Genomic DNA, 13,210 nt, shown 5'->3' with positions numbered 1-13,210 from the left:
CAATTAAGCGAGTAGATCAATGCATCCTTCACAATTCTTAGGCGTTAGCCTATGTTTCCTATGAGCCAAAAAGCACAAAACAATAAATACCAGTCGCCCGAAAAACGGATGGCTGGCATTTATAAATTGCCTTTACTTTAAACTAGGAAATATCTTCGATAATTAAGTTATAAAATTAATTTTTATTAGCCAATCTTCGACTAACCAACTCAGCCGCTAAATGTATTGCTGCTTTCATACTCGTAGCATCAGCAATTCCTTTACCCGCAATATCAAACGCTGTTCCATGATCGGGTGAAGTCCGAACGAAAGGAAGACCAATAGAAGTATTAACTGCCCGATCAAACGCCATCAGCTTCACAGGAATTAAGCCTTGGTCGTGGTAAAGTGCCAAGTAGGCATCAGCTGGATTTTGTACTAAAGAATTTCCATACCAAGCTTGACCAGGCTTAACCCACATCGTATCTGGCGGTATCGGCCCATCTAGTTGCAATTGTGGACGGTTTTGCCGCTCTTGCTCTAACCAGGCAATTAGCCAATCCTGTTCTTCATGTCCAAGTTGTCCCTGTTCGCCACTGTGGGGATTTAAACCTGCGATCGCAATTCTCCCTCTATCTATACCAAAATCTTTCTCCAAACACTCCACTAGCAAATCCAATTTCTGTGTCAATAACTGCGGTGTTAATGTCTCAGCTACTTGACTTAGGGGAATATGTGTGGTAGCAAGTAAAGCGCGGAGTGTCCAACCAGTATGGGGCGATCGCGCCACAAATAACATCCCAAAACGGTCAACACCTGATTTTTGTGCCAAAAGTTCCGTTTGCCCTGGATAATTATACCCTGCGGCTTTCCAAGCAGATTTAGCGATCGGTCCGGTGACAATACCATCAAATTTACCAGCGAGTGTTTGAGCGATCGCATATTCCATATACGCAAAACTAGCTGCACCACTTGCTGCATTACCTTTTCCTGGGATGATTTCACCTTTAATTTCCCCATCCAACAGCACATCGCTGACTGACAACTCCTCTGGATTTACCAAAGGTGCTAAATTTCCAGTTAAATTCAGTTTGCGATAAATCTGTGCCAGCAAATCCCGGTTACCCACAACTGTAACGTCATATTTTTGACTAATTTCCGGATCTGCTAAAGCTTTCAAAATCACCTCCGGCCCAATCCCCGCCGGATCTCCCAGCGTCAGCGCCAAACGCGGATGATTCTCTTTGCAAAAACTTACTAAATTACTTTGATTATTTTGATACATAAAATCTCTTCATAATTATTATTATCAATTTTCCCTAATTTCCCGATCTCCCTTCTCTCAACAGTAGGGATTGCCTCCTAAACCAGTAGGGATTACCTGCTAAACTAGTTTAAAATTATTTACACAGGTCTAATCCTACAGCAACCATTGAAAAGCTTCTGGTAGACCTAGTTTACACACCACTTTGCATAAGGAGAATCACACCAATGGGCGGCGAAATTTTGAATGCAGCTCTATTGTCCTTCGGTTTAATCTTCGTGGGCTGGGGCTTAGGTGCTTTGTTACTGAAAATTCAAGGTGGAGAAGAATAATTGAGTGCTGAGTTAGGAGTTAAAAGTTAGGAGTTAGGAGTTAAGAGTTATTATTCTCCCCAATCTCCATTCCCCAATCCCCACTCTCCATTCCTTTTTCATCAAAAAGTTCTGAACGCCCCAAGCAAGCGCTCATACTTTTCGCTAACTGGGAAAAAAGCTTGTCCGGTTACCGGACAGCCATTTTCCCATAAGTCTATCCAGATAAATTGATTTTCTGAGAAAAGATGTAAACTTTTGTTTGCATAGGTTATTCTGATAACATTCTTTTCATAAAACATTAAAATTTATTACAACCCTCATGACATTATTAATCGTCGGTGCCACTGGCACCTTAGGAAGACAAGTGGCTCGTCGTGCAATCGATGAGGGGTATAAAGTACGCTGTCTTGTTCGGAGTAGTAAAAAAGCAGCTTTTCTCAAAGAATGGGGTGCAGAACTCGTACCGGGAAATTTGCGTTACCCCGAAAGCCTAGCGGAAGCATTAGAAGGTGTAACCCAAGTTATTGATGCGTCAACATCTCGCCCTACAGATTCACTGAGTATCAAACAAGTGGACTGGGACGGCAAAGTAGCATTGATTCAAGCAGCAAAAGCAGCAGGTGTAGAGCGTTTTATCTTCTTTTCGATTTTAGATGCTGATAAATACCCACAAGTGCCGCTAATGGAAATTAAGCGGTGTACAGAAATCTTCTTGGCTGAATCTGGCTTGAATTACACCATCTTGCGGCTAGCTGGGTTTATGCAAGGATTAATTAGTCAGTATGGGATTCCGATTTTGGAAGCGCAGCCAGTTTGGGTGACTGGCAATTCTTCTCCCATAGCCTATATGGACACTCAGGACATTGCTAAGTTTGCTATCCGAGCATTGAGTGTACCCGAAACGGAAAACCAAGCTTTTCCTGTAGTCGGTACTCGTGCATGGAGTGCAGAGGAAATCATCAACCTGTGCGAACGCTTATCTGGAAAAGACGCCAGGGTAACGCGGATGCCCATAAACTTACTGCGTGCCGTGCGGGGCTTAATGCGGTTCTTTCAGTGGGGATGGAACGTAGCGGACAGGCTAGCGTTTACAGAAGTCTTAGCTAGTGGTAAACAGTTAAATGCTTCAATGGATGAAGTATACACAGTTTTTGGTTTAGATCAGCAACAAACCACAACGCTAGAAAGCTATCTACAAGAGTACTTCAGCCGAATAATGAAGAAGCTCAAAGAGGTAGACTACCAGAAAAATAAAAATAAAAAGCAGAAACCTAAAAAAACTCCTTTTAAACAGTCTTCAAAAGTCAATAGTCAATAGTCATTAGAAAATAGACATTAGTGGTAAAACTCTAGACTCTGGATATTTGACTCTAGATTAATGACTACATGACCAAAAATGTGTAAGGATTACATAATACAGAGCATCGCCTAAACTTGGATATTTGAGTGTGCCGAAAGCAGGCATTATCTACAATGACGTTAAACCGATAGCGGGCCGTGTCGCTATCGAGTTGAAAGACAAGCTAACCGCTGCCGGTTGGGATGTGTGTATCACATCGAGTATCGGTGGGATACTGGGCTACTCTAACCCGGAGAGTCCTGTGTGCCACACCCCCATTGATGGTCTGACACCCCCTGGTTTTGACTCAGATATGGAGTTTGCAGTGGTATTAGGGGGAGACGGCACTGTTTTAGCAGCGTCTCGTCAAGTAGCACCCTGTGGTATTCCACTGCTAACAGTGAATACCGGCCACATGGGATTTTTGACAGAAACTTTCCTGAATCAATTGCCCCAAGCACTAGAACAGGTGATGGCGGGTAAGTATGAAATTGAAGAACGAGCCATGCTCACCGTTAAAGTGTTTCGGGGAGATTCAGTGCTGTGGGAAGCTCTGTGCTTGAATGAAATGGTGCTGCACCGGGAACCTTTGACCTCTATGTGCCATTTTGAAATTGCCATAGGGCGTCATGCGCCAGTAGATATTGCGGCGGATGGTGTAATTGTTTCTACGCCTACTGGTTCCACAGCTTACTCATTGAGTGCTGGTGGGCCAGTGGTGACTCCTGGCGTACCTGCTTTACAGCTAGTACCCATTTGTCCTCATTCTTTAGCTTCTAGAGCATTGGTATTTCCAGATACTGAATCGGTCAACATCTACCCAGTCAATATTCCTCGGCTGGTGATGGTAGTAGATGGCAATGGTGGGTGCTATATCCTACCAGAAGATCGAGTATATATGGAGCGATCGCAATATAGTGTCCGATTTATTCGCCTGCAACCGCCAGAGTTTTTCCGAATTTTGCGAGAAAAATTAGGTTGGGGTTTGCCACATATCGCTAAACCAACTTCTGTAGAATTGCCGTAGTCAGGAGTCAGGAGTTAGGAGTTGGGAATCATTAGTTTTTTCTCTTCCCCTGCCTCCCCTGCCCCTTGCCCTTCTTCCCAATCTGGTGATTTCTTTCCAGAATTACTGGTGTAGGGATGGTATTTGGAGTTAGTTATTAAGATTGCATCGGAGAATTCGATGGCTGACACCTGAACGTGCTAAAACATCCTTAGCAGCGTGTCAAATCAGGATTGCTCCATCACTATAAACTCTTAATTGCGCTTTTAACTGATGTAAAGATTTTCACTGGAATATCTTTACAATCCCAAATCCAATATCCCAAATTGTTATGACAGTTGCTCAAAGTCCCTGTGTTTTGGTGATTGAAACCGATGAGAGCCTAGCAAATCAGCTTTCTTGCGATTTGCTAGAAGCCGGCTACGAATCAATTTTGGCTCATGATGCGACAAGTGGTTTGCAACACTGTCGCGATCGCCAGCCTGCTTTAATTGTTTTAGACCGGATGCTAGCTGGAGAATCAGGACTCTCATTGTGCAAAAATCTCAGAAGCACTGGGATGCGATCGCCTGTGTTAATTTTAATGGCAAGGGATACAGTCGATGATCGTGTAGCTTGTCTAGAAGCTGGAGCGGATGATTACATCCTCAAGCCTTACCGCTCGGAAGACTTTTTGAAGTTGATTCGCCTCTACTTAAAACCCGATGTGGATACCACGGAGCAGTTACGCTTTGGGGATTTAATTTTAGACATAGCAACTCGCCGTGCCATACACAACGGACGGGCAATTGATTTAACAATGAAAGAATTTGAACTATTAAAATTCTTAATGGAACATCCTCGTGAGGTGTTAACCCGCGAACAAATTCTGGAAAATGTTTGGGGTTACGACTTTCTGGGTGAGTCGAATGTAATTGAAGTGTACATCCGTTACTTGCGGTTAAAAATTGAAGATGAAGGTCAAAAGCGCCTCATTCAGACAGTGCGAGGCGTAGGGTACGTTTTAAGAGAATCCTAGTACACTGTGGCGTCAGTTTGCCTACCTCGTTACCTCGTTAAGAGCTCACACTGGGAATGCACATTTGGGGGCTGCTGCCTCCCACCCCAGCGGTTTCTGCCGACAACACTGTAAAATTGAAATCTAAATTACAAAATCGAAAATGATTATGACTCGTCGGCTAAGTTTGCTCTCGATGTTGCTGAGTATTTTTCTGATGGGCTGTTCTGTGCCAACAACAGCTAAACCTGCCAACCTCATGTCTGGTTCTCAAACTCCAGCACCAGAGAGTTTAGGTCAAACACTACCAATTTCTGCAAAAGCCATTGTTCCTAATGGCACAACGATTCAGTTAGAGGTAGCGCAAACCCAAGAACAGCAAGCGATGGGGTTGATGTATCGACCAGCGTTGCCAGATGACCGAGGGATGCTGTTTGGGTTTCCTTCAGCACAACCAGTCCAGTTCTGGATGAAGAATGTACCTGTGGCCTTGGATATGGTATTTCTACATAAGGGTGTAGTTAAATATATTCAGGCTGCTGCACCTCCTTGTGCTAGTGAGCCTTGTCCTACCTATGGCCCCAATACACCAATCGATAAGGTGATTGAACTTCGCTCTGGAAGAGCTGCCGAATTGAAGTTGAAAGTGGGCGATATTGTCAAAATTGAGTTTTGAGGCTCCGGTACTTTGCGGGGATAAAGATTTGGATGGTTGCTCTGTTCAGAGCCTATACTATCGAAATATATGTTTTTTTTGTAAAAAATGTCACCTATTGTGGTAAAAATTCATCTGTAACGCTACTATTTAAAAACTGTGGTAATAATCTAAAATTCTACTGTCTCCAACCTGAAATCGCGGTCTTAAGGTTTGGTTGCAAAAATATTCCCTTCGGCGTTAGTGTAAATAGTCGCCAATAAGAGAGTATAGGCTATGGAATCTTTGTTACTACATGTGTAATTAAATAAAGCGCAAAAGTAAACAAGATGGAGCCAATTTAACTAGGTAAAAATACTGCTTGAGAATCGAGCAGATGATTTGTACGAAAATTTCTATTTTTCAGAACCTTTATGAGAAGTCTCTCTTGAAGGCAAATCAAAAAACCTGTGCTGGGGTGTATAGCCGATAACGGCACAGTGACAGATAAAATACTGGCTACTGGCTACCGAGCAATAGTGAACTGATATATGACAATACATTCTGCACAAGGAGGTGAGATACAAATGTCACCATCAAAATATTCTCGACTGATTCATTTTTTGCAAGAAGATTTGGCAATTTCCACAGCATCACTGGCGGTGGCGCTTCGGCATCGGGAACAAGATCCAGGCCCTTTGGCAATGATTCTTTGGCAGTATGGGTTGATTACTCTAGAGCAGTTAGAACAAATTTATGATTGGCTGGAGACGGCATAGCTAAGAAATTCAAAATTCAAAATTTCAAAATGTTCGCGTCGCGTCTCTTAGAGAGAAAACCCAATCGTGCTAGCACGCCACGGCGTAAATAGAGCAACCATTTAAAATCCCTAAAAAGCCCATTCCATAATACTTTTGACTTTTACTTCTCTACGAGAGGCTGCGCCTTAAGCGTAGCTATGCCGCAGGCTTTACGGCTACGCTCAGTACAAGTGACTTTTGAATGAGTGACTTCCGCCTTGCGGTACTAGCCTCTTAGCTATTGATTGGATGCAAGATTAATAAGAGTAGCTGATAAGTAGCTGATTCAGGAGAATCTAGGCGTGTCACATCCACTCTAGCTTGTGCAAAGGTTGATATATAAGAAATTTGTCTTTGGCGGTTTCTAACTCATATATACATAAATCAAGAGAGCGAGTTGATAATTTAACTCGCTCTCTTGATTTAGTGGTGAATAATCACAACTGAGTAATGAATAAAAATCATACTCATCACTCATGACTCAGTATTCAGGACTGACTAAACACTCTAACTGCTGCTGCTACACCAGATCCAGGGGTGAAGTCTTCGTAGCCAAGTTCTCTTAGGGTAACTTCTAAAGATGCTATGCAGCTGAGGATATCGCGATCGCTCACAAAACCCAAGTGACCAATGCGGAAAATTTTGTTAGTCAAATGGTCTTGACCGCCTGCTAGGGCAATATCAAAGCGCTTTTTCATCAAAGACCGAATCTTATCCGGTTCAATTCCCTGCGGTGCTACAGCCGTAATCGCCGGACTGGCGGAACTATCTGCCGCCAACAAGGGTAAATTCAACCCTTGAATGGCAGCGCGGGTAGCATTCTTGAGCCGTTCGTGTCGAGCAAATATTGATTCCAAGCCTTCCTCTTTCATGATTCGCAACGTGGTATGCAGCGCTACGATCAAGTTCACAGGCGGAGTAAATGGAGTTGTATTTTTGGCTGTGGCTTTACGATATTTGCCTAAGTCCAAATAATATTTCGGTAGCTTTGCAGTTTTGTAAGCTTCCCAAGCTTTCGGGCTGACACAAATAAAACCCAATCCCGGCGGAATCATATAAGCTTTTTGGGAACCGGAGGCGACTACATCCAAACCCCAAGCATCTACGGGTAGATTGAACGCACCCAAACTAGTCACGGCATCAACGATAATTAAAGCTTCACCGTGTTCTTTGACGTGGTGGTTGATGGTTTCTAGGTCATTCAACACACCTGTTGAGGTTTCGCTGTGGGTGATGATTACGGCTTTAATTTGCTTTTGGGTATCTGCTTGGAGTTTTTCGGCAAATACTCCTGGGTCTAAGGGTTTTCCCCATTCCACCTTAACTTCTTCTACATTTAAACCGTAGGCTTGACCAATTTCTACCCAGCGTTCGCCAAACTTACCATTAGAACCAACCAAAATGCGATCGCCTGGAGAGAGAAAATTAATTATTCCAGCTTCTACAGCACCAGTACCGCTGACATTCAACGACAGCACATCACTTTGAGTTTGGTGTAGCCACTTGAGGTTTTCCGTCACCTCTGCCAATATGTTGCTAAATTCACTGGTGCGGTGTCCAATCGGATGCTTGGCTAATGCCAGTAAGGCCGCTTCTGGCACCGGGGTTGGCCCAGGAATCATCAGCATCAGCTTATCGTTCATGTGTCTATCCTAAAAGTCAAATAAAAGTCAAAATTGTGGGAAGTTCGTTCAGTCTGGTAGCAAATTCTAGATATTCATTTACAAATTACACTCAGTTTGTCACCAGTCTTGTTGTATATTTTCCGAATCCATAGGAATACTAGAGTGGGAGTTAATGATCGGTCAGCTTCACCTTTGTAATTTATATGAGACTCCAACTCAGATGAAACCTCTGTTTCAGGCAATCTTACCACACACCTAGACGCGGGGTTAAGGCGTCTGCTCGGACGAGAGCGGCTATTTTAACTTAGCGTAAAGCATTTATCTAGACTCTTACAATTTTAGGCACAGGTATGATAAATTCTTAAATCTTACCCATAATCCGCTTCTATTGTTTTTATAGAAACACGTAAAATCCTCTCGAATATCGCGGAAATCGTCGGTGAAAAAGCTGTGTTTTGCTTCAACGAAGGAAGTAACTCCCTACACTATGCGGATGACTTGCATGTCACTGTTTGCGAAGAGATAGAAGATACCCAACCCAAACTTTTCAATCTGCTTGGGTCGAGGATTTGTTCTTAAGTTCGCATTCTCTAAAGAATACCTCCATCCATTCAGGAGGTCATAATTGATTGCAGTCAAAATCGCTTCGATGCCAATATCCAAGCCTTCTCTGCCTTACTTGATGGCGATTCTCTACTAATAGTTTACAGTGCATTTACGGTCGAATTTGAGATATTTATGCTACTAATTGCTGCACATTGTGGAACTGCACTCAGTGGTAGGCGATGCCATTCGCGGAGCGTCTCGTAGAGAAGGCGGGCTACGCCTACGCTAAGAAACTATAAGTTTTTATACTATACTTACAAAATTGCTACAGTCGTGCTTAGTCTTATTAGTTACCATTCATCGTGAGTCGTTTTTAACTAGGGTCAGTTCATAAACTGTCACTCACTAGCTCCCCGATTTTCTTGTAAAAGAGATATTCTTAGTTAGTGCAAGGAGTGATACCATTTCACCACATGTTTGTCACAAGTTATCCCCGCAATACTCCCAGATCGGGGAGTGTTGCAGATTTCAAATGTTACATCAAACGAGTGAGTTGGTATAAGCTTTTACGAAAAAGCGCTTGAGTGAGCAAAACTCTCAAGCGCTTTTTCGTGTATAAATAAGACAGTCCTACTCTCTGGACGCTCATATAGATGTTATTAAATACAGATATACCAAAGAAAGAAACTACTGTTACAATACTTCTTGCAACAGATGTTTCATAGCTTTAACATCCCTATAGAAGAATTAAAAAGTGACTCCTATAAGACTCATCCAGGCGGAGCAGATAAACTAGCAAGACGCGCCATATACGCTCTGGAAATGCACAAGAAATAACAACAGTAGCGAGAAAGCCTACAATTGGTATATTAATTCAGACTGCTATCCAATGTCTCACAGGTAGCAAGCCTGCCACAATTAAAGAAATTATACAGACTTGATCACCACAACGTCAAACACGATTTAAATCCTTACGATAACCGCAAAGGCAATGGTCGCAAAATTGATTTAAAAATCGATTTAGTAGCACTTGTAGGAAACGGGCAAAAAATGATTTAGCAATGTGTACTCTCCGTCTAATACCAAGTTGTAATAGATAGTATTATTTAGAGGAAGTAAAATCGGTGTACAGCGATGCTTCGTACTCGGATGAATATCTTTCCTGATTTGGATTATGCAGAGTTGACCCAACGCTACCGTCGTTGTCGAGACGTAAAAGAACGCAGCCGATGGTTAGTCATTCGTCTGTTGAGTCGACCAGAAAAACCAATGAAAGTAGAGCAAGTAGCTGAAATTACAGGTAGGAGATGTCGGGATAGATCGAATTCGGTCTGCCACTCTCTGAATATACAAAGTCCATTGCTCAGACATTAGGAAGAATAAACACGATGAAAAGAGTTATCTTAGGGTTCTTACCCTGGATCATTTATTCTGTGTTGGCAAACAGAGGGGAGAGTGGTATCCTCCACGGGGCAATTATTGCACTCGTCCTGACGCTCATTCTTGGACGTGAAAATTTACGTAAAGGCTTCATTTTAGATTGGTGTACGGTTGTCTTTTTTGCCTTCGTTCTAGTTGTGGGTGTTTACTTGCGGCATCCTTTCATCACGCAACATCCAGGACTTTTTGCTGACGGTGCCTTGGCGGTGATTGCGATTGGCTCCTTACTCGTGGGTATCCCATTTACGATTCAGTATGCCCGTGAGCAAGTTACTCAAGAACATTGGAATAGTCCTATTTTTATTCGCGTGAATCAGATTCTTACCCTGACCTGGGGGATTGCCTTTGCGCTGAGTGCATTGATCAGTTGGCTGCTGCCGCTCAACGTTTCTACGATTCTACACATTGTCCTGGTTGCGATCGCCATCTTGATGACAATACGCTTCCCCGCTTGGTATCGCAATCGGGCATTAAAAAATAGGAATACAGAGTTATGAATTCAGATGTGATTTAGCAATGGTTGGTCAGCATGAACGCCTACCGTGTTCTCTTCCCTCTACTCTTAGCTAACTACAAAATTCACCAACTTTCCAGGCACCACAATTACCTTTTTAATCTCTTTGCCTTCGATGTAACGCTGGGCAATTTCTGATTCACGGGCGTATTTCTCCAACGCTGCTTTATCTGCTTGTGCTGGTACTTGAATCGCGCCGCGAGTTTTACCCATAATTTGAATCACTAAAGTGATTTCATCAGCGACCAAAGCAGCCGGATCAAATGATGGCCAAGTTTGAGTGTGAACTGAATCACTTTGACCCAATAAATGCCACAATTCATCAGCAATGTGTGGTGCAAAGGGTGCTAGTAATACCACCAAAGTCCGAATACCTTCTGCATAAATTAGTGAATTCTTGCCGTCGGCATCACTTAGGGCATTACTCAACTTCATCAATTCGGAAATAGCTGTGTTGAATTGATATTCCTCTTCCACGTCTTCTGTCACCGCTTGAATAGCGGTGTGAATCGCCCGCCGCAATTCCTTTTCTGCCTTAGTTAAATCAGATTGGGCTTTCTTACGGGATACCCCAGCCGCAACATAATCCGTCACCAAACGCCAAACCCGATTTAAAAAGCGGAATTGTCCTTCCACATCGGCTTCATCCCATTCCAAGTCTTTCTCTGGCGGCGCTTTAAATAAGATGAACATTCGCGCTGTATCTACACCGTATTTGGCAATTACATCTTCTGGTGCTACACCGTTGCCTTTTGATTTAGACATGGTGGCGTAGAGACGTTGCAATGGTTCACCTGTCTGGGGGTCACGGGGGTCGGCTGAATTGACCAGATTAGAAGGAATCCATTTATCTTTACCGCCCTTTTTGGGATTTAAGTAAGTTAAACCTTGCACCATACCTTGAGTTAACAGGCGTTGGAAGGGTTCGTCAAAGTTTAACAGACCTCTGTCCTGCAGAACCTTAGTGACGAATCGCGAATACAACAAATGTAAAATTGCGTGTTCAATTCCACCTACATACTGATTCACTGGCATCCAGTCGTTAATTTTACTGGAATCGAAAATCTGTTGTTCATTTTTAGCGTCAGGGAAGCGCAAGAAATACCACGAGGAATCAATAAAAGTATCCATCGTGTCGGTTTCCCGCTTCGCCGGAGTGCCACAAGTTGGACAAGGCACATTTACCCAGCTTTCCAACTGAGTCAAAGGTGAACCGCCACGTCCAGTAAATTCCACCTCTTCCGGCAACTGGACTGGTAAATCTTTATCAGGAACTGGCACTATCCCACAGCTAGGACAGTGAATTACAGGTATCGGTGCGCCCCAGTAACGCTGCCGCGAAATCAACCAATCCCGCAAGCGATATTGCACGCGCACTTTACCAAAACCTTGTTTTTCGGCGTATTCAATTATTGCTTGTTTAGCATCTGTGGAAGTCATACCAGTAAAAGGCCCAGAATTAATTAAAATTCCTGGTTCAGTGTATGCCTCGTTATAGTCAATTTGGATGAGTTGTGTAATTTCATCTATCTCTGATGTTGGAGTTAAGTCAAAACCTGCAACATCATCTGGGGAAGCGATGACAAAATCAACTGGCAAATCGTAATTTTTGGCAAACTTAAAATCCCGGACATCGTGTGCTGGTACACCCATCACTGCCCCAGTACCATACTCATACAGTACATAGTCAGCAATCCAAATAGGGACTTCTTCCCCTGTAAATGGGTTAATTGCCACCCCACCAGTTGGGATACCCCGCTTGGGTTTGTCTTCAGCGGTACGTTCCAACTCACTTTGATTGGAAACCTCTTTAATAAAGACTTCTACCGCCGCTTGTTGTTCTTTTGTAGTGACGCGCTTTGTTAAGGGATGTTCTGGTGCTAACACTAGGTAACTGACACCATAAACGGTATCTGGGCGTGTGGTGTACACGCCGATTTTTTCATCTACCCCAATGATCGGAAATTCCAAGTAAGCGCCTGTCGATTTACCAATCCAGTTTGCCTGCATCGACTTGACGCGTTCCGGCCAACCTGTCAATTTATGCAAGTCATTGAGCAATTCTTCGGCGTAGTCGGTAATCTTGAAAAACCACTGCCGCAATAATTTACGCTCAACTATTGCCCCACTGCGCCAAGAACGTCCTTCGTTATCGACTTGCTCGTTTGCCAATACAGTTTGGTCAATGGGGTCCCAGTTTACCCCTGCTTCTTTTTGGTAAGCTAACCCCGCTTGCAAAAACTGCAAGAAAATCCATTGCGTCCACTTGTAATAGTCTGGTGAACAGGTAGCAAGTTCGCATTCCCAATCAATCGATAAACCAAGACGTTGTAATTGCTGCCGCATCTGGGCAATATTTTGATAAGTCCACTTTGCTGGCGGCACACCACGGTCAATGGCGGCGTTTTCTGCTGGTAAGCCAAAGGCATCCCAACCCATTGGGTGTATTACCCGATACCCTTGCATTCGTTTGAGGCGGGCAATCACGTCGGTAATTGTATAATTACGGACGTGACCCATGTGTAGGCTGCCTGATGGATAAGGGAACATGGATAAAGCGTAAAATTTTGGCTTGTTGCTAGCTGTAGGTGTGTTATCTAAGCCAAGTTCTACCCATGTTTTTTGCCATTTTTCCTCAATCGCTGCTGGGTTATATCGGGAATCCACCAAAAATTCTCCTACTGGGTCTGTAATCCTATTCGCCTCCATATTTGGAGGTCAACCTGTTAGGTTAACCTATATTGTAAGTCAA

Annotated in this window: 12 protein-coding genes; 8 read left to right on the top strand and 4 right to left on the bottom strand. The window is 43.4% G+C overall.

What is annotated here, in order from left to right; translation table 11 throughout:
- Positions 1 to 175: 175 nt before the first annotated feature.
- Positions 176 to 1,264: a 4-hydroxythreonine-4-phosphate dehydrogenase PdxA gene (gene pdxA / locus V7K85_RS30470; protein WP_334819505.1), complete on the bottom strand. Its 1,089-nt coding sequence runs from the start codon at positions 1,262 to 1,264 to the stop codon at positions 176 to 178.
- A gap of 206 nt (positions 1,265 to 1,470) precedes the next feature.
- On the opposite strand from pdxA, the gene petM reads away from it, so the two are divergent.
- From petM to V7K85_RS30455, 3 genes are all read left to right on the top strand, one after another.
- Entirely contained in the window at positions 1,471 to 1,575 is a 105-nt protein-coding gene (petM, locus tag V7K85_RS30465; RefSeq protein ID WP_109009093.1) for a cytochrome b6-f complex subunit PetM, read from the top strand.
- Positions 1,576 to 1,876: 301 nt separating this feature from the next.
- Entirely contained in the window at positions 1,877 to 2,875 is a 999-nt protein-coding gene (locus V7K85_RS30460; RefSeq protein WP_334819502.1) for an SDR family oxidoreductase, read from the top strand.
- A gap of 130 nt (positions 2,876 to 3,005) precedes the next feature.
- Positions 3,006 to 3,923 (top strand): NAD(+) kinase, encoded by a 918-nt coding sequence (locus V7K85_RS30455; RefSeq protein WP_334819500.1) that lies wholly within the window; start codon positions 3,006 to 3,008, stop codon positions 3,921 to 3,923.
- 14 nt (positions 3,924 to 3,937) lie between these two features.
- On the opposite strand, the gene V7K85_RS30450 is transcribed toward V7K85_RS30455, so the two are convergent.
- Entirely contained in the window at positions 3,938 to 4,093 is a 156-nt protein-coding gene (locus V7K85_RS30450) for a hypothetical protein (RefSeq protein ID WP_334819498.1), read from the bottom strand.
- Positions 4,094 to 4,233: 140 nt separating this feature from the next.
- Between V7K85_RS30450 and nblR the strand changes: the two genes are divergently transcribed.
- From nblR to V7K85_RS30435, 3 genes are all read left to right on the top strand, one after another.
- Positions 4,234 to 4,920, top strand: a complete 687-nt coding sequence (nblR, locus tag V7K85_RS30445) for a response regulator transcription factor NblR (RefSeq protein ID WP_334819496.1) — start codon at positions 4,234 to 4,236, stop codon at positions 4,918 to 4,920.
- Between the two features lie 148 nt (positions 4,921 to 5,068).
- Positions 5,069 to 5,575: a DUF192 domain-containing protein gene (locus V7K85_RS30440; RefSeq protein WP_334819494.1), complete on the top strand. Its 507-nt coding sequence runs from the start codon at positions 5,069 to 5,071 to the stop codon at positions 5,573 to 5,575.
- A gap of 509 nt (positions 5,576 to 6,084) precedes the next feature.
- Complete coding sequence (locus tag V7K85_RS30435) at positions 6,085 to 6,312, top strand: DUF2949 domain-containing protein (RefSeq protein WP_012410503.1); 228 nt, start codon at positions 6,085 to 6,087, stop codon at positions 6,310 to 6,312.
- Positions 6,313 to 6,821: 509 nt separating this feature from the next.
- Here V7K85_RS30435 and V7K85_RS30430 read toward each other — a convergent pair.
- On the bottom strand, positions 6,822 to 7,976 hold the full coding sequence (locus V7K85_RS30430) for a pyridoxal-phosphate-dependent aminotransferase family protein (RefSeq protein ID WP_334819492.1): 1,155 nt from the start codon (positions 7,974 to 7,976) through the stop codon (positions 6,822 to 6,824).
- A 1,662-nt stretch (positions 7,977 to 9,638) separates the two neighbouring features.
- Between V7K85_RS30430 and V7K85_RS30425 the strand changes: the two genes are divergently transcribed.
- Both V7K85_RS30425 and V7K85_RS30420 read left to right on the top strand, forming a co-directional pair.
- Complete coding sequence (locus tag V7K85_RS30425) at positions 9,639 to 9,878, top strand: hypothetical protein (RefSeq protein ID WP_334819490.1); 240 nt, start codon at positions 9,639 to 9,641, stop codon at positions 9,876 to 9,878.
- A gap of 14 nt (positions 9,879 to 9,892) precedes the next feature.
- Positions 9,893 to 10,441, top strand: coding sequence for a hypothetical protein (locus V7K85_RS30420; RefSeq protein ID WP_334819488.1), 549 nt, complete (start codon positions 9,893 to 9,895; stop codon positions 10,439 to 10,441).
- 65 nt (positions 10,442 to 10,506) lie between these two features.
- On the opposite strand, the gene leuS is transcribed toward V7K85_RS30420, so the two are convergent.
- A complete protein-coding gene (gene leuS / locus V7K85_RS30415) occupies positions 10,507 to 13,125 on the bottom strand; it encodes a leucine--tRNA ligase (RefSeq protein WP_334819749.1) in 2,619 nt (872 codons plus the stop codon).
- Positions 13,126 to 13,210: the final 85 nt, after the last annotated feature.

It is taken from the genome of Nostoc sp., assembly GCF_036917615.1.
Taxonomy (GTDB): domain Bacteria; phylum Cyanobacteriota; class Cyanobacteriia; order Cyanobacteriales; family Nostocaceae; genus Nostoc.
The sequence above is the reverse complement of the archived record's forward strand: the minus strand, read 5'-3'. Positions and strand labels throughout refer to the sequence as shown.